General features: G+C 69.8%; 19 protein-coding genes. 11 read left to right on the top strand and 8 right to left on the bottom strand.

The genetic code is table 11. From position 1 onward, the window contains the following. Positions 1–2 precede the first annotated feature (2 nt). Genes PYV02_RS00505 through PYV02_RS00495 form a run of 3 tightly spaced genes read right to left on the bottom strand, consistent with a single transcriptional unit; the run spans position 3 to position 1,761 of the window. A complete protein-coding gene (locus PYV02_RS00505) occupies positions 3–275 on the bottom strand; it encodes a hypothetical protein (protein ID WP_275755091.1) in 273 nt (90 codons plus the stop codon). Between the two features lie 56 nt (positions 276–331). Then, positions 332–964 (bottom strand): PadR family transcriptional regulator, encoded by a 633-nt coding sequence (locus tag PYV02_RS00500; RefSeq protein WP_275755089.1) that lies wholly within the window; start codon positions 962–964, stop codon positions 332–334. After that, positions 961–1,761 carry a DUF4097 family beta strand repeat-containing protein gene (locus PYV02_RS00495; RefSeq protein ID WP_275755088.1) on the bottom strand — a complete coding sequence of 267 codons (801 nt, stop codon included), beginning with the start codon at positions 1,759–1,761 and terminating at the stop codon, positions 961–963. Before PYV02_RS00495 ends, PYV02_RS00500 begins: the two co-directional genes overlap by 4 nt. A 343-nt stretch (positions 1,762–2,104) precedes the next feature. Here PYV02_RS00495 and PYV02_RS00490 point away from each other — a divergent pair, with 343 nt between their 5' ends. Continuing rightward, complete coding sequence (locus PYV02_RS00490; RefSeq protein ID WP_275755086.1) at positions 2,105–2,866, top strand: MerR family transcriptional regulator; 762 nt, start codon at positions 2,105–2,107, stop codon at positions 2,864–2,866. 153 nt (positions 2,867–3,019) lie between these two features. On the opposite strand, the gene yczE is transcribed toward PYV02_RS00490, so the two are convergent. Next, the gene (gene yczE / locus PYV02_RS00485; RefSeq protein WP_275755084.1) at positions 3,020–3,658 is read right to left on the bottom strand and encodes a membrane protein YczE; all 639 of its coding nucleotides are present in this window, start codon (positions 3,656–3,658) and stop codon (positions 3,020–3,022) included. Positions 3,659–3,719: 61 nt separating this feature from the next. Between yczE and yczR the strand changes: the two genes are divergently transcribed. After that, a complete protein-coding gene (yczR, locus tag PYV02_RS00480; protein WP_275755082.1) occupies positions 3,720–5,138 on the top strand; it encodes a MocR-like transcription factor YczR in 1,419 nt (472 codons plus the stop codon). Positions 5,139–5,242: 104 nt separating this feature from the next. Continuing rightward, positions 5,243–8,308, top strand: coding sequence for an efflux RND transporter permease subunit (locus tag PYV02_RS00475; RefSeq protein ID WP_275755080.1), 3,066 nt, complete (start codon positions 5,243–5,245; stop codon positions 8,306–8,308). Positions 8,309–8,312: 4 nt separating this feature from the next. On the opposite strand, the gene PYV02_RS00470 is transcribed toward PYV02_RS00475, so the two are convergent. Beyond that, the gene (locus PYV02_RS00470) at positions 8,313–9,068 is read right to left on the bottom strand and encodes a DeoR/GlpR family DNA-binding transcription regulator (protein WP_275755078.1); all 756 of its coding nucleotides are present in this window, start codon (positions 9,066–9,068) and stop codon (positions 8,313–8,315) included. A gap of 59 nt (positions 9,069–9,127) precedes the next feature. Here PYV02_RS00470 and PYV02_RS00465 point away from each other — a divergent pair, with 59 nt between their 5' ends. Further along, the gene (locus tag PYV02_RS00465; RefSeq protein ID WP_275755076.1) at positions 9,128–9,493 is read left to right on the top strand and encodes a DUF4406 domain-containing protein; all 366 of its coding nucleotides are present in this window, start codon (positions 9,128–9,130) and stop codon (positions 9,491–9,493) included. Here the strand turns inward: PYV02_RS00465 and PYV02_RS00460 are convergent, their stop codons facing one another. Further along, a complete protein-coding gene (locus PYV02_RS00460; protein WP_275755074.1) occupies positions 9,494–10,450 on the bottom strand; it encodes an alpha/beta hydrolase in 957 nt (318 codons plus the stop codon). Between the two features lie 228 nt (positions 10,451–10,678). On the opposite strand from PYV02_RS00460, the gene PYV02_RS00455 reads away from it, so the two are divergent. Then, positions 10,679–12,775, top strand: coding sequence for a DEAD/DEAH box helicase (locus tag PYV02_RS00455; RefSeq protein WP_275755072.1), 2,097 nt, complete (start codon positions 10,679–10,681; stop codon positions 12,773–12,775). A gap of 165 nt (positions 12,776–12,940) precedes the next feature. Here PYV02_RS00455 and PYV02_RS00450 read toward each other — a convergent pair whose 3' ends face one another. After that, the gene (locus PYV02_RS00450; RefSeq protein ID WP_275755070.1) at positions 12,941–14,131 is read right to left on the bottom strand and encodes a RimK family alpha-L-glutamate ligase; all 1,191 of its coding nucleotides are present in this window, start codon (positions 14,129–14,131) and stop codon (positions 12,941–12,943) included. Between the two features lie 27 nt (positions 14,132–14,158). Between PYV02_RS00450 and PYV02_RS00445 the strand changes: the two genes are divergently transcribed. The 6 genes from PYV02_RS00445 (at position 14,159) to PYV02_RS00420 (ending at position 22,976) form a co-directional block, all read left to right on the top strand. Next, positions 14,159–14,641: an ATP-dependent zinc protease family protein gene (locus tag PYV02_RS00445; RefSeq protein ID WP_275755068.1), complete on the top strand. Its 483-nt coding sequence runs from the start codon at positions 14,159–14,161 to the stop codon at positions 14,639–14,641. A 68-nt stretch (positions 14,642–14,709) separates the two neighbouring features. Beyond that, positions 14,710–15,642: a cysteine synthase A gene (cysK, locus tag PYV02_RS00440; protein ID WP_275755066.1), complete on the top strand. Its 933-nt coding sequence runs from the start codon at positions 14,710–14,712 to the stop codon at positions 15,640–15,642. Beyond that, a complete protein-coding gene (epsC, locus tag PYV02_RS00435) occupies positions 15,639–16,175 on the top strand; it encodes a serine O-acetyltransferase EpsC (RefSeq protein ID WP_275755064.1) in 537 nt (178 codons plus the stop codon). The genes cysK and epsC overlap by 4 nt, the downstream gene beginning before the upstream one ends. Positions 16,176–16,364: 189 nt before the next feature. Continuing rightward, positions 16,365–20,597 carry an ExeM/NucH family extracellular endonuclease gene (locus PYV02_RS00430; RefSeq protein ID WP_275755062.1) on the top strand — a complete coding sequence of 1,411 codons (4,233 nt, stop codon included), beginning with the start codon at positions 16,365–16,367 and terminating at the stop codon, positions 20,595–20,597. Positions 20,598–20,655: 58 nt separating this feature from the next. Continuing rightward, entirely contained in the window at positions 20,656–22,455 is a 1,800-nt protein-coding gene (gene recQ / locus PYV02_RS00425; RefSeq protein WP_275755060.1) for a DNA helicase RecQ, read from the top strand. Then, complete coding sequence (locus PYV02_RS00420) at positions 22,452–22,976, top strand: GNAT family N-acetyltransferase (RefSeq protein ID WP_275755058.1); 525 nt, start codon at positions 22,452–22,454, stop codon at positions 22,974–22,976. The genes recQ and PYV02_RS00420 overlap by 4 nt, the downstream gene beginning before the upstream one ends. Positions 22,977–23,001: 25 nt before the next feature. On the opposite strand, the gene PYV02_RS00415 is transcribed toward PYV02_RS00420, so the two are convergent. Then, the gene (locus tag PYV02_RS00415; protein WP_275755056.1) at positions 23,002–23,382 is read right to left on the bottom strand and encodes a thioredoxin family protein; all 381 of its coding nucleotides are present in this window, start codon (positions 23,380–23,382) and stop codon (positions 23,002–23,004) included. Between the last annotated feature and the right edge of the window lie 18 nt (positions 23,383–23,400).

The raw sequence follows: 23,400 nt of genomic DNA, 5'->3' as shown, positions 1-23,400 counted from the left end.
GGTCAACCGCCCGTGGCGAGCGACTCGTCGACGGCATCCATCTGAATGCGGGCGGCGCTCGCGTGCTGCGAGAGGGCGAGCAGGTTGGCGCTCACTTGCGTGGCGCGGGCCCGCTGGGATGCCTGGGCGGTCTCCGCGGCCATCTCGACGGTCGCGGAGCCGGTGACCGTGTAGTCCACGATCCCGTCCACGCGCGGGTCGACGAGTCCGGCGAGCTCGGAGAGCTTCGTGGCGAGCTCGTCCATGAAGTCGCCCGCGACCTGAAGATCCGTCATGGTCAAACGGTAGCGGCGTCGGCACCCGTTGCGAATGGGTACCGCTGCCCATTCGACTAGCGGTGCAGCCGGGCCGTCACGTCGGTGCGCAGGGCCGCGAGGCCGTCGCGCAGCGCCTGCACCGTGTCATCCCCGAGCTCGTTGCCGCGCGCGACGTGCTGGCGCAGCTCCGAGCGCAGCGCGTCGCGGAACTCGTGCAGCGCCGCCTCGGCGGCCTGCAGCTGCAGGCGACTCGAGGTCGCATCGCTCGTCTGCTCCGCCCGCGCGGAACGCCCCGCCTGTCTGGCTTCGCTGCGCGCCTCGCGTGCGGCCGCGGCGAGGTCCGCGCGCAGCGTGCGCATGGCGTCATTGACGGATGCCCGCACCTCGTCGGCGAGTCGGCGCACCGAGTCGGTGACGTCGCTCTCGATGTCGTCGAGCTCGGACTCGCGTGCCGTGAGTTCGGCGCGACCGGCATCCGTGATCGCGTAGACGGTCTTGCGGCCGTCGGCGACCTTGGTGACCAGGCCCTCGGACTCGAGCTTGGCCAGTCGCGGGTAGATGGTGCCGGCGCTCGGCACGTACGTGCCGCCGAACCGGTCGCCGAGCGCCTGGATGAGTTCGTAACCATGCATGCCGGTGTCGGATGCCGCGAGCAGACTCAGCAGGTAGAGCCGCAGGTGACCGTGGGCGAAGACCGGCGGAGTCACGCCGACACCTGGTGCAGCACGGAGATGTTGCCGGAGACGGTGTTGGCCTTGAACTCGAGCCAACGCTGGTCGAGGGTGCCGTACTTGCCGGTGTACGCCCCGCGCACGCCGGTGATCTCCGCGTTGTCGAGTTGCAGTCGCCCGCTGACGGTGTTGATCTTGTACTGCGCGGGAACCTCGCTCTCGAGCCGCACCGTGATGGCCCCGCTGACCGTGTTGACCCGCACCTCGTCGGGCACGCCCCGCACATCGAGGAACACGTCGCCGGAGACCGTGTCGCCCGCGAATCGCATGAGCTCGCCCGAGCTCGTGATGTCGCCGCTGATCGAGTGGGCGTTGATCTGGCCGTAGTGGTTTCGCACCGACAGCTCTCCGCTGACGGTGTTCAGTTGCAGGTCGCCGTAGAGGCCGTCGACGACGACATCGCCGCTGACGGAGCTGACCGATGCCTCCGCGGTGAGGCCGGTGATGAGCGCGGTTGCGGAGACGACGCCGAACTTCAGCGCGATGTCGCGCGGCACCGTGATCGTGACATCCGCTCGGGCACTGCCGCGGAACGACTTGAAGACCTCGATGAAGTTGTCCCAGCTCCACTGGGCGTGGTCGACCACGAGGGTGTCGCCGACCACCTGCACGAGCAGGTCCTTGCCCTTGACCGAGTGCACCTCGACGCGCGCATAGCTCTCGTCATGACCGATGACGTTCACCTGACCGGCGACGAGGCCGACCTTGAGCTTGGTGACGTTGTCCACGTCGATGATCTTCTCGCCGTCGACGAGCCACTTCTCCTGGGCCACGATCGGCTCCCTTCTCGCGATGTATCGCGTGTGATGAAGTCACGCTATATCGCGTATTCACCGATGTCAAGCTATATCGCGAGTGCTCGCCGGCAGCGGTCGCGGATGACTGTCGGCGGATGAGTGGCGGGGTATGAGTGGCGGGAGAAGTGAGCGGATGGCGGGACTCCCTCCCAATGCGGAGGGAGCACCGCACCAGTGGCGGGACTCATAACTCCCGCCACTGGTTCTTCTCTCCGCCCACAAGCTCCGACAAAGCGCTGCCAGCTCGGATGCCGCGCCTTGACCTTGACGCGACGTCAACCTTTACCGTGGGATCACAACCACGGAAGGGAGCGTCGAGATGGACTGGAGCATCCAAGACATCGCACGGCTCGCGGGCACCACCTCGCGCACGCTGCGTCACTACGGCGAGGTCGGCATCCTCCCTCCGAGTCGCATCGGCAGCAACGGATACCGCTACTACGACGAGCGAGCGCTCGCGCGTTTGCAGCGCATCCTCATGCTGCGCGAGTTGGGGCTCGGCATCCCGGCGATCGCGGACGTGCTCGAGGGTCAACGCGACCACGCCCAGGCCCTCGTCACCCACCTGCAGTGGTTGCGGCAGGAGCAGCAGCGTCTCGACCGGCAGATCGCCTCCGTCGAGACCACGATCCGAAAGATGGAGGGAGGTGAACAACTGATGGCAGAGGAGATGTTCGACGGATTCGACCACACCGTGTACCGGGAAGAGGTCGAGCAGCGCTGGGGTGAGCAGGCCTACGCCGACGGCAATCGCTGGTGGACCTCACTCGGCACCGACGAGCAGCGGGCCTGGCAGGCCCGCGCCGCCGGCCTCATCGTCGACTGGAAGGATGCCGCGGCTCGCGGCCTCGCCTCCGACAGCGACGACGCCCAGGCCCTGGCCCACCGCCAGTTCGAGTGGCTGTCCGGAATCCCGGGCACCCCGCAGAGCGCCGACGGCACCCCGACGAAGGAGTACTTCGTCGGTCTGGGCGACATGTATGTCGCGGACGAGCGCCTCGCGGCGACCTACGGCGGCGTCGAGAGTGCGACGTTCGTGCGCGACGCGATGCGGGTCTACGCCGAGCGCGAGCTGGGCTAGACGGGTCGGTGATCGAGCGAGCCGGGATCCAGGATCTCGACGAGCTCGATCACCGGTCGGGCACCCGCCGATACCCGTCGCGAGCCGCCGTGACGAGCGCGCCGACGATGCCGGTGGTCGCGATCGCGGCGATCAGCACGAGCAGCACGACCGTCACGCCTTCACCTCGTCCGGCACGCGGAGCAGCGGCAGCGTCACCTGCACGAGCGGGCCGATGAGCAGGGCGAAGGCGAGGGTTCCCACTCCGACGTTGCCGCCGAGCAGCCAACCGATCGTCAGCACCGTGACCTCGATCGCGGTGCGCACGATCCAGATCTTCCAGCCCCAACGTCGATGGATGCCAGTCATCAGCCCATCGCGCGGGCCGGGCCCGAATCGCGCCCCGATGTAGAGCCCCGTCGCGATCGCCGTGAGCAGGAGTCCGGCGGCGAAGAGCAGCACGCGTGGCACGAGTTCCTCGACCACCGGGATGAGCCACAGCCCGACCTCCGCGCTCGTGCCGATCATGAGCACGTTGAGCACGGTGCCGAGCCCCGGTCGTTGGCGGATCGGGATCCACAGCAGCAGCACGGTCGCGCCCACCAGGTTGGTGACGAGACCGAAGGGCAGGCCCGTCTGCAGGGCGATGCCCTGCGAGAGCACATCCCACGGGGCGACGCCGATGCCCGCGCGCACCATGAGTGCGAGCCCGATGCCGTAGAGGAGCAGTCCGACGACCAGTTGCGGAAGCCGGGCGGCGAGCGGGTGGCGCAGCGGGCGCCAGAGCGGGCGGATGGTCGGTGCGGAGGTCACATCAGCATCCAATTGCCGAATTGGACTGTAAGCAAGAGTCCAATCTTGCTAGAGTGGCGCCATGACGACCGTCTCTGCGCGCGCATTGGCCTTGTTGCTGGAGAGTTGGCGGGTCGGTGGGGTCGCCTATGCGGCGCTCGCCGACCGCATCCGCTTGCTCGTGCTCGACGGTCGCATCGCGCCGGGCACGCGACTGCCGGCCGAGCGCGAGCTCGCCGCCCAGCTCGGCGTGAGTCGCACGACCGTCACCGCCGCCTACGCCGAACTGCGCGACTCGGGCTACCTGCAGAGCCTGCGGGGCTCCGGCAGCGTGGCCCGCCTGCCGTTCCGCGCCCCGTCGATCGCCGAGCCCAGCGCGCCCGGCTACCTCGACTTCAGCAAGGCGACCATGCCCGCGCTGCCGGGAGTCGTCGCGGCGGCGCGCGAGGCCGCCGAGCAGTTGCCCGCCTACCTGGGGGAGTCGGGCTTCGACCCCGTGGGCCTGCCGGTGCTGCGGCAGGCGCTCGCGAACCGGTACGCCGCCCGCGGCCTGCCGACCGAGCCCGACCAGATCATGGTGACGGTCGGTGCGCAGAGCGCGATCGCGCTCATCGCCCGCACCATCATGGCCCGCGGCGATCGCGCCCTCATCGAGAACCCCACCTACCCGCATGCGCTCGACGCGCTCAAGGCGGCGGGCGCGCGGCTCGCCCCGGTCAGCGTGACGAGCGATCACGGCTGGGACGAACTCGTGCTGGAGCAGACCATCCAGCGCACCAGCCCGTCACTGGGCTATCTCATGCCCGACAACCACAACCCCACCGGCCGCAGCATGAGCCCCGAGCTGCGCGAGCGTGTGCTCGGTCTGGCCGCCCGCCACGGCACGACGCTCGTCGCGGACGAGACGATGGGCGAGCTCGGCTTCGACGTGCACGGCCCGGTGGTGCCCTTCGCGGCGCACGGCCCCGCGATCACCGTCGGCTCGGTCGGCAAGTCGGTGTGGGGCGGGGTGCGCATCGGCTGGATCCGTGCCGACCGCACCGTCATCCAGCGCCTGGTGCGGGAGCGCTCCTCGAGCGACCTGGGCACGCCGCTCATCGAACAGCTCATCGTCGCCAACCTGCTGCGCGACTACGACGGCATCCTCGAGACTCGCCGCGCGTATCTGCGCGACGGCCGCGACCGTCTGGTCGCGCTGTTGCGTGAGCGCATCCCGGAGTGGGACGTGCCGTTGCCGGGCGGCGGATTAACGGCGTGGGTCGGGCTCGGGCATCCCGTCAGCTCGCAACTGGCGATCGCTGCGCGCAACGAGGGGCTCATCATCGCCGCGGGTCCGCGGTTCGGCGTCGACGGGGCGTTCGAGCGGTTCATCCGCGTGCCGTTCTGCTATCCGGCCGACGACATGGAGCGCGGAGTGGATGCCCTCGCCCGTGCCTGGGCGGCGGTCGGGCGTCATCCCATGGCGGCGTCGGACGACGACCTCGCTCCCGCGGTGCTGTGAATCATCCCGCCGGAGTATGTGTCCCCGGCACAATGACTGGATAATTCCTAACCAGAGGCACGCCGCCGTGCGCCCCCGTTTCCGACCCGCACGAAAGAGACCCAGTGCACCTGCTCTCCGTTTTCAGCCTGCGCAACCGGGCGCTCATCGCGCTCGTGACCATCGTCATCGGCATCTTCGGCGGCATCGCGTTGACCTCGCTCAAGCAGGAGCTCATTCCGAGCCTCTCGCTGCCCCAGCTCTTCATCGTCACGAGCTACCCCGGCGCCTCGCCCGCGGTCGTCGAGAAGGATGTCTCGACCCCGATCGAGGCCGCGATCCAGAGCGTCGACGGCCTGGAGTCCACGACCGCGACCTCCAGCGCGAACGTCTCCAACATCACCGCATCGTTCACCTACGGCACCTCCATCGCCACGGCGGAGCAGAAGGTGCAACTGGCGATCAATCGCATCACCGGCCTGCCTGACGGGGCCGACACCCAGGTGTTCTCGTTCAACTTCTCCGACCTTCCCGTGATGCAGATCGCCGTCTCGAGCGACCTGAGCCCGGAAGACCTCGCCGCGAAGCTGCAGTCCTCCACGATCGTCGAACTCGAGAAGATCGACGGGGTCGGCGACGTCAGCCTGCTCGGCGCCACCGAGAAGCGGGTCGCGATCACGCCGGACACCGCCGAGCTCTTCGCCCGGGGGCTCAGCACCCAGGCGATCCGTGACGCGCTCGACGCCAACGGCATCCTGCTGCCCGCCGGTCAGATCACCGAAGACGACAAGACGCTCATCGTGCAGGCCGGCACGCGACTGGATTCCATCGAACAGCTCGCAGCACTGCCGTTGCTCGGGGGCAACGGCACCGGCGTCGTGACGATCGGGGATGTCGCGACCGTCGAGATCGCAGATGAGCCGATCACCGGCATCTCCCGGGTCAACGGCGAGCCGGCGCTCACCCTCGCCGTGACGAAGACGCCAGCGGGCAACACGGTCGCCGTCTCCAAGGCGGTCAACGCGCTGCTGCCCGAGCTCGCGGCGGCGCTCGGCGAGAACACGGAGTTCACGGTCGCGTTCGACCAGGCGCCGTTCATCGAGGAGTCCATCAACTCGCTCGCGACCGAGGGCCTGCTCGGTCTCGCCTTCGCCGTCATCGTGATCCTGATCTTCCTGCTGTCGATCCGCTCGACGCTCGTCACGGCCATCTCGATCCCCGCCTCGGTGCTCATCACCTTCATCGGCATGCTCGCCGCCGGCTACACGCTCAACGTGATCACCCTCGGCGCGCTCACCATCGCGATCGGTCGCGTGGTCGACGACTCCATCGTCGTGATCGAGAACATCAAGCGGCACCTCACGCTCGGGGAGGAGAAGCTGCCGGCCATCCTCTCCGCGGTGCGGGAGGTCGCCGGCGCGGTCACCGCGTCCACGGCCACGACGGTCGCGGTGTTCCTGCCCATCGCCCTCGTCGGCGACATCACGGGAGAGCTGTTCCGACCGTTCGCGCTGACGGTGACGATCGCGCTCGCGGCATCCCTGTTCGTCTCGCTCACGATCGTGCCCGTGCTCGCCTACTGGTTCCTCGGCAACAAGCAGCACCGCCACGCCAGCGACGGCACCGAGCAGGTGGAGGAGAAGCCCGGCCGCCTGCAGCGCGCCTATCTGCCGGTCATCCACTGGACGCTCAAGCGGCCCGCCGTCACCCTCATCATCGCGGTGCTCGTGCTCGGGGGCACGATCGCCGCTGCGCCGCTCATGAAGACCAACTTCATCGGCGACAGCGGGCAGAACACGCTCACGGTGCGTCAGGAGCTCCCCGTGGGCGCGAGCCTCGACGCGCGTGACGCCGCGGCCGAGAAGGTGGAGGCCGCGCTCGCGGACGTGCCCGGTGTGGACATCGTGCAGACCTCGATCGGGTCGGGCGGCAGTTCGCTGCGCTCGATCTTCTCCGGCGGCGGTGCGACGACGTTCTCGCTGACGACCGACCCCGACCTCGACCAGGTGGAGCTGCAGGCTCAGGTGCGCGACGCCGTCGAGGGCCTGAGCGACGCCGGCGAGATCACCCTCGCCGCAGCCGGCTCCGGCTTCGCCTCCTCGAACATCGAGGTCAACATCACCGCGACGAGCGCGTCCGAGTTGCGCGACGCGGCGGACAAGGTCGTCGAGGTCATGCGAGACCTGGATGTCGTGGCCGAGGCGACCAGCAACCTCGCCGACGATCAGCCCTACATCGCCGTGCAGGTGGACCGCGCGGCCGCCGCCGAACGCGGCCTCAGCGAACTCGCGGTCGGCGGCATCGTGACGGCGGCCATGAACCCGAGCGCCGTCGGCGAGGTCGTGATCGACGAGAAGACGCTCTCGATCTACATCGTGAACTCCTCGGCGCCCGTGACCATCCAAGAGCTGCGCGACTTCGTGATCCCGACGGCGACCGGCCCCGTGCCGCTCTCCGAGCTGGCGACGGTGGAGCAGGTCAACGGTCCCGCGAGCTTCGTGACCATCAAGGGCGTGCGCAGCGCGACGGTGAGCGTCACGCCGAACAGCGACGACGTGGGCACGGCCTCGGCTCAGGTGCAGGCCGCCCTCGATGGCGCCGACCTTCCCGCGGGCGCGACCGCGGAGCTCGGCGGCGTCACGGCCCAGCAGTCGGATGCCTTCCAACAGCTCGGCCTCGCGCTGCTGGTGGCGATCCTCATCGTCTACGTGGTGATGGTGGCGACCTTCAAGTCGCTGCGGCAGCCGCTGCTGCTGCTGGTGTCGGTGCCGTTCGCGGCGACCGGTGCCATCCTGCTGCAGGTGATCTCGGGCATCCCGCTCGGCGTCGCCTCGCTCATAGGCGTGCTCATGCTCATCGGCATCGTCGTCACGAACGCGATCGTGCTCGTGGACCTCATCAACCAGTACCGCGAGAAGGGGATGACGGTCGGCGAGGCCGTCGTGCAGGGTGCCTCGCGCAGGCTCCGGCCGATCCTCATGACCGCGGCGGCGACGATCTTCGCGCTGCTGCCGCTGGGACTCGGGCTCACGGGCCACGGCGGCTTCATCTCGCAGCCTCTGGCGATCATCGTGATCGGCGGGCTCGTGTCGTCCACGCTGCTGACGCTCGTCGTGCTCCCGACGCTCTATGCGCTCGTCGAGGGTGCGAGCGAACGGCGCGCGGCGAAGCGGGCGGCGGCGGAGGGCTGAGGCCTCAGGCGGCGAGTACTTCGACGCCGCGAGCGCGCACGGCCAGCATCGTCGGGTGGTCGGGGGGCACGTCGGTGATGACGCCGGCGACCTGCTCGAAGGGCAACACCGCGAACCGGGATGCCGTGCCGACCTTCTCGGAGCTGGCCAGCACCCAGGTCTCCGCGGCGCGCCGCGACAGCAGGCGCTTCATCGCGGCTTCGTCGGCGTCGTCGGTCGTCAGACCCTGTTCGGCGTGGACGCCCGTGACACCGAGCAGGAACAGGTCGGCGTTGACACCCGCCGCGGCCTCCGCCGCCGCGGCCCCGCTCGTGACCGCGGAGTGCTTGAACACCCGCCCGCCGATGAGGTAGATCTCGATGTTCGGGTACTCGATGAGTGCCGAGGCGATCGTCGGGCTGTGTGTGACGATCGTCGCCGCGAGGTCGCGGGGCAGCGCCCGCACGACGGCGAGCGTGCTCGTGCCGCCGTCGATGATGACGGTCGAGGATGGCAGCACGAGCCGAGCGGCGGCCGTGGCGATGCGTGCCTTGCCGTCGGCAGAGATCGTCTCCCGGGCGGCGTAGTCGCCGATCGCGGGTGAGATCGGCAGCGCGCCACCGTACACCCGTTGCGCAAGGCCCGCGGCGGCGAGTTCGCGCAGGTCTCGGCGCACGCTGTCTTCGGAGAGACCGAGCTCGGCGGCGAGGTCGCGGGCGACGAGCTTGCCGTCGCGGGCGAGCCTGGCCAGCAGCAGGTCACGACGTTCGGCGGCGAGCATCCGGTCCTCGATTCTTGATTGTGCACGATTCTACACGAACATGCACGTATGCTGTCGCCATGTCCAAACCGAAGCTCATCCTCATCGCCGGTCCCTACCGCTCGGGCACCGGCGACGATCCCGTGCTCCTCGAGGCCAATCTGCGCCGTCTCGAGGAGGCTGCCTGGCCGGTGTTCGAGGCCGGCCACATCCCGATGATCGGCGAATGGGTCGCGCTGCCCGTGTTGCGCAGCGCCGGCGGAACGGGTCTCGCCGACCCCATCGCGGAGGCGATCATGTACCCGACCGCCGAGCGCCTGCTGCAGCACTGCGACGCCGTGCTGCGCCTGCCGGGCGAGTCGAAGGGCGCCGACCAGGATGTCGCGATCGCCCTGGAGCGCGGGCTGCCCGTGTACCACTCGATCGAGGAGCTCGTCGCGGGCTAGCTACGCGATCGGGGCGAGGGTGCGCTCGAAGAAGGCGATGATCCGCTCGCGCATGTCGTCGTCGAGCATGGCGATCGAGTGCAGTGCACCCTCGACCGTCACGTAGTCGACGGCCACGCCCGCGTCGCGCAACGTCTCGACGAGTCCGTCGGATTGCGAGCGCGGAATGAACTCGTCGACGGAGTGCCCCACGAAGAACGGCGGGTCGGTCGAGTCGACGAGGGTGACCGGGGATGCCGCGCTCGCCGCCGCGCAATCCACGAAGTCGAGGCACCCGACGTACTGCAGCACGACCTCGCCGAAGTCCTGGTGGTAGCTGTCGATCGTGGGGATCGCCGCGCGCAGATCCGCCGGACCGCTGAGTTCTGCCACCGCGGCCACTCTCGTTCCGGTGACCAGGTCGCCGGAACCGGCCGTGCCGAGCAGGGCGGCGAGATTGCCGCCGGCCGAGCCGCCGAACGCGCCGATGCGGTCGGGGTCGAGATTGAACCGCCGCACCTGCGTCTCGTCGCGCAGCCACGAGACGACCGCCTGCACGTCGTCGAGTTGCGCCGGGAACGTCGACGCCGGGGCGAGCCGGTAGTTCACCGAGACGGCGACGAACCCCTCCGAGGCGAACCACTGGCACACCGCACGCCAGTTCAGGTTGGATTTGTCGCCGCGCTGCCAGCTGCCGCCGTGGATGACGACGATCGCCGGTCGCGGATCCGAGAGCTCGGCCCCGATGCCGCGCTCGAGCGGGAAGCAGCCGTCGAGCACCTGCGCGGGGTCGGAGCCGTACGCCAGATTCTCGAGCACAGGGATGTCGGGATAGGTCTGCAGCTGCGGGTACACCGGCTGGGATTCGGGGTCGACGCGCTGCGAGTCGTCCCCCGTGGGACCGCACGCGGTGAGCGCGAGGAGGACGGCGGCGGCGAGGAGTGCGCCGGCCGGGCGCGCGGGGGTGCGGCGCGTCATCCGGTCAACCCTAGTGCTGCGGGCCTCGATGCAGTAACGTAGCCAGGTCGGCTCAAGACGCGCGCGGAAGTCACGCGCAGCATTTTGTGTAGGTCTTGCGGGCCGGTTCACCAGTGGAATCCCCTGGTGACAATCACAACTGTGATGGCCCCGGCCAATGACTGCTCGGGTTCGTGAGCGCGTGCGCGCGCTCGACATGCACGGATGAACCCACCAGAGAGTATTCCAATGCCCAAGAACTCCACGCCGCGCAGCGGCGCCCCGAAGTCCGGCTCGCGCAGCCCCAACCACCGCGGCTACCGCCCGGAGGAGGCCGGCGCCCCCGCCCCCAAGAAGCGCTGGAGCGCGGATGACCGTGCCGCCCGCACCGGAGACCGTCCGGCCCGCCCCGCCGGCGACGACCGCCGCCCCGACTGGACCCCGCGGGAGAAGCCGGCCCGCGCCGCTCGCCCGGCGTATGGTGACCGCACCGAGCGTCCCGCCCGTCCGGCCTACGGTGACCGCACCGAGCGTCCGGCGCGTCCCGCGTACGGTGACCGCCCGGCCCGCCCGGCGTATGGCGACCGCACCGAGCGTCCGGCCCGCCCTGCGTACGGTGACCGCCCGGAGCGCACCGAGCGTCCCGCCTACGGTGACCGTCCTGCGCGTCCGGCGTATGGCGACCGCCCGAAGTACGGCGACCGCACCGAGCGCCCGCGCTCCGATGACCGCACCGAGCGTCCCGCGCGCCCGGCCTACGACCGCGGTGACCGCCCGGCGCGCGCCGAGCGCCCGAGCTACGACCGTCCCGCCCGTCCGGCGTACGACCGCGGTGAGCGTCCCGCTCGTCCGGCCTACGACCGTGCCGACCGTCCGGCCCGCCCGGCGTACGACCGTGCCGAGCGTCCCGCCCGCCCCGCGTACGACCGTGCCGAGCGTCCCGCTCGCCCCGCATACGACCGTCCGGTCCGCGACGACCGACCGCGTCGCGACTTCGACGACCGCGCCCCGCGCCGCGACTCGAGCTACTACCCGGCTCCCCACCGGGCACGGCCGTCCGATGCTGACGCATCGTCCGGAACCGGCCGGCGTGGGCCCAGTGAGGCCCAGCGCTTCACCCCGCAGGACGATGTCGTGCTCGAGCGTCTCGAGGCCGCCGTCATCACGGCCACGGACGTCGACGGTGTGACCTTCGCCGACCTCGGCCTCGGCGGCAACATCGTGCGCCAGCTGTCCGAGATGGGTGCGGCGGCGCCGTTCCCGATCCAGGCTGCCACCATCCCGGACGTGCTCTCCGGCAAGGACGTGCTCGGCCGTGGCAAGACCGGCTCCGGCAAGACCATCGCCTTCGGGGCGCCGCTCGTCGAGCGTCTCATGGAGAACAACGGCGGCAAGGATCGCAAGATCGGTCGTCTGCCCCGCGCCCTCATCCTCGCGCCGACGCGTGAGCTCGCGCAGCAGATCGACCGCACCGTGCAGCCCATCGCCCGCTCGGTCGGCCTGTTCACCGTCACGATCGTCGGAGGCGTGCCGCAGTACAAGCAGGTCGCCGGCCTCCAGCGCGGCGTCGACATCATCATCGCGACCCCCGGTCGCGTCGAAGACCTCGTGGAGCAGGGCAAGCTCGACCTCTCGAACGTCATGATCACGGTGCTCGACGAGGCCGACCACATGTGCGACCTGGGGTTCCTCGAGCCGGTGCAGCGCATCCTCAACGAGACCAAGCCCGGCGGTCAGAAGCTGCTGTTCTCGGCGACTCTCGACAAGGGCGTCGCGACGCTCGTCGACGAGTTCCTCGTGGACCCGGCCGTGCACGAGGTCGCCGGTGAGGACCAGGCGTCCTCGACGATCGATCACCGTGTGCTGCTCATCGAGCAGCGCGACAAGCGCGAGATCATCCAGCAGCTCGCCTCGGGCGAGGGCAAGACGCTCATCTTCACGCGCACCCGCGCGTTCGCCGAAGAGATGAGCGACTACCTGGAGGACGCCGGCATCCCCGCGACGAGCCTGCACGGCGACCTCAACCAGTCCCGCCGCACGCGCAACCTGTCGCTGCTCACCAGCGGCCGGGTCAACGTGCTCGTGGCGACGGATGTCGCGGCACGCGGCATCCACGTCGACGACATCTCACTCGTGATTCAGGCCGACGCGCCCGAGGAGTACAAGACCTACCTGCACCGCTCGGGCCGCACGGGCCGCGCGGGCAAGGTGGGCACCGTCGTCACGCTCGTCAACCGCAACCGTCGTCGCAAGATGGACGAGTTGCTGGGCCGCGCCGAGATCGAGGCGAAGTCCGAGTACGCCGCGCCCGGCGACGCCGTCATCGAGCAGCTCGCCGCCCTGTAAGCCACCCTTCGGCGGGAGCCCAGCTTCACCCTTCGGCGGGAGTTGCGGACGATTGGCGGGAGGAATGACTCCCGCCAATCGTTACGAGCTCCCGCCGAATACGGAGCGTCTCCCGCCGACGCGCCACGTCTCCCGCCGACTGCGCAATCCGCTCCCGGGCGCCCGCTACTCGGCGGGCAGCGCCTCCGGCGGCAGTTTGCGCACCTTCGCACGACGGCGACGGCGTTCGGGGATCATCGAGCGCATCTCCTCGAGCTTGCCGAAGCACAGCAGGCGGTCGCTCGCCTCGAGGATGACACCCTTGCGCGGGTTCGGGATCACCGTCGTGCCCCGGTGCAGGGTGAGCACCGTGATGTCCCGCTCCCAGAGGTCGAGGTCGCCGAGCTTCTGCCCCACGAAGTCCGCGTTGTTGTGCACGAGCAGTTCGGCGACGCCGTAGCCGGTGGAGACGCTGAGGCGCTGGCGCACGTCGATTTCGGGGAAGGCCACCTGGTTGGCGATGTAGTCGACGATCGCGCCCGCGACATCCAGTTGTGTCGCCTTCTCGATGCCCTCGAGGCCGGGTGACGAGTTGACCTCCATCACGAGGGGCCCGTCCGGGCCCTCCAGCATGTCGACGCCGGCGACTCGAAGGCCCATGATCTGGGCGGAGCGCACGGCGGCCTGCTCGAAGTCGGCCGCGAGCTCCACCGGCTCGACCGTGCCGCCGCGGTGCACGTTGGAACGGAACTCGTCACCGGTCGCGGTGCGCCGCATCGCCGCGACCACCCGATCGCCCACGACGAGGGCCCGGATGTCGCGCCCCCGACTCTCGCTGACGAACCGCTGGATCAGCACGTTCTGCCGAGCCGAGTGCAGGGTCTCGATGATCGCCTCGGCGACCTTGATCTCCGGAGCCAGGATCACCCCGATGCCCTGGGTGCCCTCGAGCAGCTTGATCACCACCGGGGCGCCGCCGACGCGCTCGATCGCCGGTCGCACATCCGCCCGATTCCGCACGAACGCCGTGGCGGGCATCGCGATGTTGTGCCTCGAGAGGATCTGGGTGGCCCGCAGCTTGTCCCGCGCGTTCGAGATCCCGTTGGCGGTGTTGGGCGTGTAGACGTCCATCTGCTCGAACTGGCGCACCACGGCCGTGCCGAAGTAGGTGATCGAGCTGCCGATGCGGGGCAGGATCGCGTCGTAATCGCTGAGCGGCTTGCCGCGGTACTGCAGGTCCGGATCGTCGCCGGAGAGGTCGATCGCGAAGCGCAGGGTGTTGAGCACTCTCACCTCGTGCCCGCGCTGCTCGGCAGCGGCGCGAAGGCGCTGCGTCGAATAGGAACGCGGCGCGCGCGACAGGATCGCAAGTTTCATGGGGAGGGGCCCTGCCAAGATGGAGCGGTGAGTAGGACACCCCATTCAAACACCCTCGCCGGGTGGCGGGAATGGGTGCAGCTGCCGGATGTGGGCATCCCCTGGATCAAGGCGAAACTCGACACGGGCGCCCAGACGTCGTCGCTGCACGCGTACGGCATCACCGTGTTCGATCGGGACGGCGCCGACTGGGTGCGCTTTCACGTGCGACCGTGGCAGGAGTCCATCGAAGACGAGGTCGTGGTCGAGTGCCCCGTGCACGACCGGCGTCGGGTGCGCAGTTCCTCGGGCCACGTGCAGCACCGATTCGTGGTGCTCATGCGCGTGGTGCTCGTCGGCCGCGAGGTGCTCGCCGAGGTCACGCTGAGCAACCGCGACCAGATGGGCTTTCGCATGCTCATCGGCCGCGAGGCGCTGCGTCACGGCATCGACGTCACCTCCGGCAAGTCGTTCCTCGGCGGGCGCGCCCCGCGCGAGGCGCGGCGCCGCAACCGCGGCAAGCTCGCGTAACGCAATACACGTCCGCCCCGCCGTTCTCTAGGCTTGACCCAGGTTCCCGCGAGGAGATTGGACAGGTCATGGCCGGCATCTACAAGGACATCACCGAGGCGTTCGGCAAGACCCCGCTCGTGCAGTTGAACCGGGTGACGGATGGCGCGGGCGCGACGGTGCTCGCCAAGCTCGAGTTCTACAACCCCTCGGCGAGCGTGAAGGACCGTCTCGCGATCGCGGTCGTCGACCAGGCGGAGCGCTCCGGCGAGCTCAAGCCGGGCGGCACGATTGTGGAGGCGACGAGCGGCAACACGGGCATCGCGCTCGCGATGGTCGCCGCCGCGCGCGGCTACAAGGCCGTGCTCACGATGCCCGAGACGATGAGCAACGAGCGCAAGCTGCTGCTGCGCGCCTATGGCGCCGAGCTCGTGCTCACCCCCGGCGCCGACGGCATGCGCGGCGCGCTCGAGGCGGCGGGCAAGATCGTCGACGAGCGACCGGGAGCCGTGCTCGCGCGCCAGTTCGAGAATGCTGCCAACCCCGCGATCCATTTCGCGACCACCGGCCCCGAGATCTGGGAAGACACCGCCGGCGCCGTCGACATCTTCGTGGCCGGCGTCGGCACGGGCGGCACCGTCACCGGAGTCGGCAACTACCTCAAGCAGCAGAAGCCGGAGGTCACGATCGTCGCGGTCGAGCCCGAGGAGTCGCCGCTGCTCAACGGCGGCACGGCGGCGCCGCACAAGATCCAGGGCATCGGGGCGAACTTCATCCCCGGCATCCTCGACCGCGAGATCTACGACGAGGTGTTCGACGTGAACATCGGGCAGTCGCTGGCGATGGCGCGACGACTCGCGGTGGAAGAGGGCATCCTCGCCGGCATCTCGTCGGGCGCGACGGTGCACGCCGCCGTCGAGATCGCGAAGCGACCGGAGAACGCGGGCAAGACGATCGTCGTGATCGTGGCCAGCTACGGCGAGCGCTACCTCTCGACCGCGCTGTACGAGCACCTGGCATGATCCGGGAAGACGTCGCCAACGCGCGTCGTCGGGATCCCGCAGCACGTTCCGCGTTCGAGGTCTGGCTGACCTACTCCGGCCTGCACGCGGTGTGGGGATATCGCCTCGCCAACCGTCTGTGGCGCTGGCGGCTGAGGCTGCTCGCGCGCGTGGTCTCGCAGTTCACGCGCTTTCTCACCGGCATCGAGATCCATCCGGGCGCGACCATCGGGCGGCGGCTGTTCATCGACCACGGCATGGGTGTCGTGATCGGTGAGACCGCCGTGGTCGGCGACGACGTGCTGCTCTATCACGGGGTCACGCTCGGCGGCACGGGATCGCAGGCGGGGCGCAGGCATCCGATGATCGGCGACCACGTCGTCGTCGGCGCGGGGGCCGCGGTGCTCGGCCCGGTGACGGTCGGCGCGAACTCGGTGATCGGCGCCAACGCCGTCGTGATCCGGGATGCCCCGGCCGACTCCACGATCGTCGGCGTGCCCGCCGTCGCCCGCCCTCGAACCTCGTCGCCGGCAGCGGCCTTCTACGTGATCTGAGTCGCGCGGTTCTGCGCGGGATGCCCCCCGACGGCTCGGGTCGCACACCCGCGCGCCCGGTTGCCGTTGGGTGAATCTCTGGTGCTGCCCTCGACATCCTCCCTCGAGCGACGTACGGTGAGCTGAACCCCCCATAAGGGGGTAGAACCCGATGATCACCGTTCGCACGACCAGGGAGACCATCCGCTCATGTCACGCCTCAGGCCAGCCGCCGCGTTCACCGCCATCGTCGTCGCCCTCGGGCTGGGCACGCTCACGGCGGCGCCCGCTGTCGCCGCCGACGCCACCACGACCATCGCCGAGGTGCAGGGCACCGGGGAGAGCACGCCGGTCGGCGGCAGCCTCGTCACCGTGCACGGCGTGATCACCGCGGACCTCACCGCGCCGACCGGCAGCGGGTACCGGGGGCTGTTCGTGCAGGATCCGAACGCTGGGGCGGTGGCCGGGGCATCCGACGGCATCTTCGTCTTCACCGGCAACCACGACCCCGCCGGCGAGATCGGCGACCTGGTGAGCATCACGGGCACGGCCGGCGAATACCAGGGCCAGACCCAGATCACGATCGCCGACGCCGCGGGCGTCGAGGTGCTCACGCCCGGTGCCGGGCTCCCAGCGGCCACCGTGCTGCCCGACAGTGTCGTCGGCGCGGCGCGGGAGGCCTTCGAGGGCATGCTCGTGGCCCCCGAGAGCGCGTACCTGACCTCGAGCCACCAACTCTACAACTTCGGCACGCTCTGGATGAGCACCGGCGGCATGCGGGTCAAGGCCACCGAGACGACGGATGCCGGTGACGCCGCCAACGCGATCGCCGCGGCCAACGCCGCCAGTCGGCTGCTGCTCGACGACGGGTACAGCCTGCAGATCTCCAACGGCGCCCACCCCGGCGACCAGCCCTACTTCGAGACCGCGACCGTGGTGCGCAACGGCGACCGCTACGTCGGGCCTTCCGCCGGAATGGTGCTCAGCTGGGGATTCAACGACTGGCGACTGCAGCCGCAGCGTCCGCTGAGCTCCACCTCACCCGCCGAGTACGTCGCGTACGAGCCGACCTGGGAGTCGCTGAACCCGCGAACGGATGCCCCCGCCGAGGTCGGCGGCGACTTCTCCATCGGCGCCTTCAACGTCTTCAACTACTTCACCACCTTCGGCGGCGACGCCCGCGGGGCGGACACCCCGGAGCAGTTCGCGATCCAGCAGTCGAAGATCGTCGCCGCGATTCTCGACCTCGACGCCGATGTCGTGGCGCTCCAGGAGATCGAGAACTCGCTCAAGCTCGGCGAGCCGGTCGACGAGGCGATTGCCGATCTCGTCGGCGCGCTCAACGCGGCCGCCGGGGCCGGCACCTGGGCCTACGTCCCCACCCCGGCGGAGCTGACCGACCCGGCGATCGTCGACGTGATCACCAACGGCATCATCTATCAGACGGCGAGCGCGACGCCGGTGGGTGCGAGCTTCGCCGACGTCGACGAGGCGGTGTGGGACATCGCCCGCGAACCGCTCGCGCAGACCTTCGACGTCGACGGCAAGACCGTCACCGTGGTCGCGAACCACTTCAAGTCGAAGACCCCGCCGGACGGCAACACCGCCCCGGAGCCGGCCGACCTGCAGGGCTTCTTCACCGCGGAGCGGGTGGAGCAGGCCACGCGTCTCATGGCCTTCGTCGACGAGATCGAGGCCGATCCTGCCAAGGGTGCCGACGTCATCCTGCTCGGTGACTTCAATGCGTATCACGAGGAGGACCCGAGCCAGGTCATCACCGGTGCGGGCTTCACCGACCTCGTCCCGGACGCGACCGACGAGTACACCTACACGTTCAACGGCGAGCTCGGCTCGCTCGACCATGCCTACGTGAGCGGCTCGCTCGCGGCCGCCGTGACCGGTGTCGACGTGTGGACGATCAACGCGCCGGAGTGGTCGGATCGCGGCTACGCGTACGGCGCGACCGAGGCCGGCACACCGTTCCGCTCGAGCGACCACGACCCGATCAAGGTCGGTTTCAGCTCCGCACCGGCTCCGGTTGCGGTCGACATCGTGAGCGTCAACGACTTCCACGGTCGGCTCGAGGCCAACGGTGCCGTGGCGGGTGCCGCGGTGATGGGCGGCATGGTCGACTCCTACCGGGCGAACAACCCCAACACCCTGTTCGTGGGTGCCGGCGACTTCATCGGGGCATCGACGTTCACCTCGTTCATCCAGGACGACATCCCGACCCTCGACATCCTCAACGAGATCGGGCTCGACACGAGCGCGTTCGGCAACCACGAGTTCGACCAGGGTCGCACGGACGTGGACGACCGCATCCTGCCGTACATCGACTGGGACTACCTGGCTGCGAACCTCTACGAGAAGGGCACCGACGAGCCCGCGTACCAGGAGTACTGGGTACAGGACTACGGGGATGTCTCCGTCGGCTTCGTCGGCGCCGTCACCGACGAGCTCGAGAGCCTCGTGAGCCCCGCCGGCATCGCGACGCTCGACGTCGGGCCGGTGGTGCCCGCCGTCAACCGGGTCGCCGATCAGCTCAGCGACGGCGACGAGTCCAACGGCGAGGCGGACGTGATCATCCTGCTCGTGCACGAGGGTGCGGTCACGACCGACATCGCGAGCGCCACGGATGACTCGGCCTTCGGTCAGATCGTCACCGGCGCGAACGCGAACATCGACGCGATCATCTCCGGCCACACGCACCTCGCCTACGACCACGAGGTGCCGATCCCCGGAACCGATCGCGTGCGTCCGGTGCTCTCCTCCGGTCAGTACGGCGAGAAGTACAGCCACACGGCGCTGTCGATCGACCCCGAGACCGGCGACCTGCTGAGCATCACGGCGGACGTGCTGCCGCTCGCGGGCTTCACCCCCGACCCGGAGGTCGCCGCGATCGTCGCGGAGGCGACCGCGGTCGCGACGGAGCTCGGCTCGGTGCCGCTCGGCGAGGTGTCCGCCGACTTCAACCGGGGCGTGCAATCCGGTGGTTCGGAGAACCGAGGCGCGGAGTCGACGCTCGGCAACTTCGTCGCCGACGTGCAGCTGTGGGCCACGCAGGAGAACGGCGCCGAGATCTCGGTGATGAACCCCGGTGGTCTGCGCGCGGACCTCAAGTTCGCCGCCAACCCGGCCCAGCCGGGCGATGCCGAGGGCGTCGTGACCTACGCGGAGGCGGCCGGCGTGCAGCCGTTCGCGAACACGCTGTTCACGACCGAACTCACGGGCGCGCAAGTGAAGCAGGTGCTCGAGGAGCAGTGGCAGCCCGCTGGGGCGAGCCGCCCGTTCCTCAAGCTCGGCGTCTCGAGCAACCTCGAGTACAGCTACGACCCGGCCGCACCGGCGGGCAGCCGCATCACCGCGGTGTGGATCGACGGCGAGCTCATCAACCCGGCGGCCATGTACACGGTGGCGGCGAACTCGTTCCTCGCGGCCGGGGGTGACAACTTCGTCACGCTCGCGCAGGGCGCGAACCCCACGGACACCGGCAAGGTCGACCTGCAGAGCATGGTCGACTACTTCGAGGAGTTCGAGAGCGCCGACCCCGACTACGCGCAGCGCTCGATCGGTGTCACGCTCTCCGCGCCGGACGCCGACGGGTACTCGCCCGGTGACCAACTGACGCTGAACTTGTCCTCCCTGTTGCTGACCCGGGACGGGCCGCGCGAGGGCACGGTGACGGTGAGCGCCGGCGGGAGCGAGCTCGGCTCCGCGGTGATCGACCCCGCGATCGTCGACACGACGGATGAGGTGGGGCGGGCATCCGCCACCGTCACGATCCCGGAGGGGACGCCGAGTGGTCAGCTGCTGTTGAGCATCGCGGTGCCGGCGAGCGGATCCTCGATCGATGTGCCGATCGAGGTCACCTCGAACGCGGAGGCGATCGTCAACGAGAAGGCGCCGAAGATCGCGGGGGCGGCGAAGGTGGGCCGCACCCTCACGGTGCAGCCGGGCAAGTGGAGCGTGCGCGATGCGTCCTTCGCCTACCAGTGGAACCGCGACGGCGTGCCGATCGAGGGCGCGACGGGCGAGCGCTACGTCGTCACGGTCGAGGATGCCGGCGCCGAGCTCACCGTGACCGTCACCGCGAGTGCGGCCGGTTACGCCGACGGCACGGCGACGACGGCGGGCAAGTCGGTCGCGCTGCTCGACAGCCGCACCACGGGCACCGCGAGTCGGCTGCTCGTCTTCGGCAACCAGCCGCTGAACTACACCGTCACGGTCAAGGCGGCGGAGGGCGTCGAGCCGACCGGCGAGGTGGTGATCTACGACGGCTCGCGGGAGCTCACCAGGGTCGTGCTCGAGCCAGGCGATGCGGGGCGCGTCACCTTGCCGATCGAGGGGCTGGATCGCGGCGTGCACCTGCTGACGGCGCGCTACCTCGGCAACGAGCAGGTTGAACCCTCGTGGGGCTTCCCCTCCGTCGTGATCACGTTCTAGTTCCACCGGTGCGGGGGAGGGCACGGCTCAGGTCGGCTCTCCCTCGTACAGTGGGAGCATGACCCCCGCCCTCGCCGTACTGGAGAAGACCTTCGGGTACTCCGCGTTCCGCGGCCAGCAGGCGGAGATCATCCAGACCATGATCGACGGCGGTGACGCCCTCGTGCTCATGCCCACGGGCGGCGGCAAGTCGCTGTGCTACCAGATCCCGGCGCTCGTGCGCGAGGGCACCGGTGTGGTCATCTCCCCGCTCATCGCGCTCATGCAAGACCAGGTGGATGCCCTCGCCGCCGTCGGGGCCCGCGCCGAGTTCCTCAACTCCACCCAGTCGCCCGACGAACGCGCCCGGGTGGAGTCCGCGTTCCTCGCCGGTCAGCTCGACCTGCTCTACCTGGCGCCCGAACGGCTCGGCACCCAGTCCGCGCTCGACCTGCTCGATCGCGGCAACATCGCGCTGTTCGCGATCGACGAGGCGCACTGTGTCTCGCAGTGGGGCCACGACTTCCGGCCCGACTACCTGCGGCTCTCGATGCTGCACGAGCGCTGGCCGGCCGTGCCGCGCATCGCGCTCACCGCGACCGCGACGGAGGCGACCCGCAAGGAGATCGCTTCTCGCTTGGACCTCACGGGCGCACGGCAGTTCGTGTCGAGCTTCGACCGGCCCAACATCCAGTACCGCATCGAGTCCAAGCAGCAGCCGCTGCAGCAGTTGCTGTCCCTGATCCGCACCGAGCACCCGGGGGATGCCGGCATCGTCTACTGCCTGTCCCGCAACTCCGTGGAGAAGACGGCCGAGTTCCTCGTGCAGCAGGGCATCCCGGCGCTGCCGTACCACGCCGGCCTCGACTCGGGGGTGCGTGCCCGCAACCAGTCCCGGTTCCTGCGCGAAGAGGGCATGGTGATGGTGGCCACGATCGCCTTCGGCATGGGCATCGACAAGCCCGATGTGCGCTTCGTCGCCCACCTCGACCTGCCCAAGTCCGTCGAGGGCTACTACCAGGAGACCGGTCGCGCGGGTCGCGACGGTGCGCCCGCGACCGCCTGGCTCGCCTACGGTCTGCAAGATGTCGTGCAGCAGCGGCGCATGATCGACCAGTCCGAGGGCGACCTCGCGCACCGCCGCAACCTCACCGCGCACCTGGACGCGATGCTCGCCCTCTGCGAGACGATCGAGTGCCGGCGGGTGCAGCTGCTGGCCTATTTCGGCCAGGAGTCCCAGGCGTGCGGCAACTGCGACACGTGCCTCTCGCCGCCCGAGAGCTGGGACGGCACGGTGCCCGCCCAGAAGCTGCTCTCCACCGTCGTGCGACTGCAACGGGAGCGCAACCAGCGCTACGGCGGCGGCCACCTCATCGACATCCTGCTCGGCAAGCAGACCGACCGGGTCACGAAGGAGGGTCACGACAGCCTCGCGACCTTCGGCATCGGTCAGGACCTCGCCGAGGCCGAGTGGCGCGGGGTGGTGCGACAGTTGCTCGCCCAGGGGTTGCTCGCGGTGCAGGGCGAGTACGGCATCCTCGTGCTCACCGAGGCCAGCGCCGCGGTGCTCGACGGCTCGCGCACGGTGAGCCTGCGCAAGGAGGCTCCCAAGCGCTCGAAGGCCGCCAAGCGCGCTGTCGCCGCCGACCTGCCGGGTGAGGCGCTGCCGCTCTTCGAGGCGCTGCGCTCCTGGCGCGCCGAGACCGCGCGCGAGCAGGGCGTGCCCGCCTACATCGTGTTCGGGGATGCCACGCTGCGCGGCATCTCGGTCACCAAACCCTCGACGCTCGACGAGCTCGGCCAGATCACGGGCGTGGGCGAGAAGAAGCTCGAGACCTACGGGGATGCCGTGCTCGCGGTCGTCGCCGCTGCGGCGTGATCCGCACCGAGCGCCTGCTGCTGCGGCAGTGGCGCGAGTCCGACCGCGAACCGTGGGCGGCGCTCAACGCCGACCCCGAGGTTCGGCGACACTTCCCCTCCGTGCTCACGCGCGCCGAGTCGGATGCCGCGTTCGAGCGCATCTCCTCGGCGCTCGAGTCTCGCGGCTGGGGCCTCTGGGCCGTCGACCTCGACGGCGAGTTCCTCGGCTTCACCGGGCTGAGCACCGTCGCCGACGACCTGCCGTGTGCACCCGCCACCGAGATCGGCTGGCGCTTCGCGCGCCACGCCTGGGGGCACGGCTACGCCACAGAGGCCGCGCTCGCGGTCGTCGACCACGCGTTCGACGGCCTCGATCTGGCCGAGCTCGTGTCGTTCACGGCCGCTTCGAACCTGCCGTCGATGCGGGTGATGGAGCGCATCGGAATGGTGCGGGATCCGAGCGGCGACTTCGAGCATCCTGCGGTGCCGGTCGGCAGTCCGGTGAGGTCGCACGTGCTGTACCGGCTGGCGCGCACCTGAGAGGGCGCCGCGCTCAACGCACCGGTCAACTCTCCTCGGCCGGCTCCCCGCCCAGCTCCTGCACCTTGGCGCGCACCTCGTCCATGTCGAGAGCCTCGACGGCGGCGATGACCTGTTCGAGTGCGGGTGCCGGGAGGGCGCCGGGCTGCGAGAACACCAGGATGCCGTCGCGGAACGCCATGAGCGTCGGGATCGACGTGATCCCCGCCGCACCGGCGAGCTCGCGCTCGGCCTCCGTGTCGACCTTGCCGAAGGTGATCTCGGGATGCGCCTCGGAGGCGGCCTCGAAGATCGGCGCGAACTGGCGGCAGGGGCCGCACCATTCCGCCCAGAAGTCGACGAGCGTGATGCCGGGGGCGGTGACGGTCTCGCCGAATCCGTCGGCGGTGAGGGCGACAGTAGCCATTGATCAAGCCTAGACGCC

This window comes from Antiquaquibacter metalliresistens, assembly GCF_029211225.1.
Lineage (GTDB): Bacteria > Actinomycetota > Actinomycetes > Actinomycetales > Microbacteriaceae > Rhodoglobus > Rhodoglobus metalliresistens.
Note: the sequence above shows the minus strand (reverse complement) of the source record. Positions and strands in the feature narration are given on the sequence as shown.

Coding starts and splice junctions, on each gene's coding strand:
- yczR (WP_275755082.1), top strand. CDS start 3,720: ATGACGACCGTCTCTGCGCGCGCATTGGCCTTGTTGCTGGAGAGTTGG.
- recQ (WP_275755060.1), top strand. CDS start 20,656: ATGACCCCCGCCCTCGCCGTACTGGAGAAGACCTTCGGGTACTCCGCG.
- PYV02_RS00430 (WP_275755062.1), top strand. CDS start 16,365: ATGTCACGCCTCAGGCCAGCCGCCGCGTTCACCGCCATCGTCGTCGCC.
- PYV02_RS00490 (WP_275755086.1), top strand. CDS start 2,105: ATGGACTGGAGCATCCAAGACATCGCACGGCTCGCGGGCACCACCTCG.
- epsC (WP_275755064.1), top strand. CDS start 15,639: ATGATCCGGGAAGACGTCGCCAACGCGCGTCGTCGGGATCCCGCAGCA.
- PYV02_RS00415 (WP_275755056.1), bottom strand. CDS start 23,382: ATGGCTACTGTCGCCCTCACCGCCGACGGATTCGGCGAGACCGTCACC.
- PYV02_RS00470 (WP_275755078.1), bottom strand. CDS start 9,068: ATGCTCGCCGCCGAACGTCGTGACCTGCTGCTGGCCAGGCTCGCCCGC.
- PYV02_RS00460 (WP_275755074.1), bottom strand. CDS start 10,450: ATGACGCGCCGCACCCCCGCGCGCCCGGCCGGCGCACTCCTCGCCGCC.
- PYV02_RS00450 (WP_275755070.1), bottom strand. CDS start 14,131: ATGAAACTTGCGATCCTGTCGCGCGCGCCGCGTTCCTATTCGACGCAG.
- PYV02_RS00455 (WP_275755072.1), top strand. CDS start 10,679: ATGCCCAAGAACTCCACGCCGCGCAGCGGCGCCCCGAAGTCCGGCTCG.
- PYV02_RS00465 (WP_275755076.1), top strand. CDS start 9,128: ATGTCCAAACCGAAGCTCATCCTCATCGCCGGTCCCTACCGCTCGGGC.
- PYV02_RS00505 (WP_275755091.1), bottom strand. CDS start 275: ATGACGGATCTTCAGGTCGCGGGCGACTTCATGGACGAGCTCGCCACG.
- cysK (WP_275755066.1), top strand. CDS start 14,710: ATGGCCGGCATCTACAAGGACATCACCGAGGCGTTCGGCAAGACCCCG.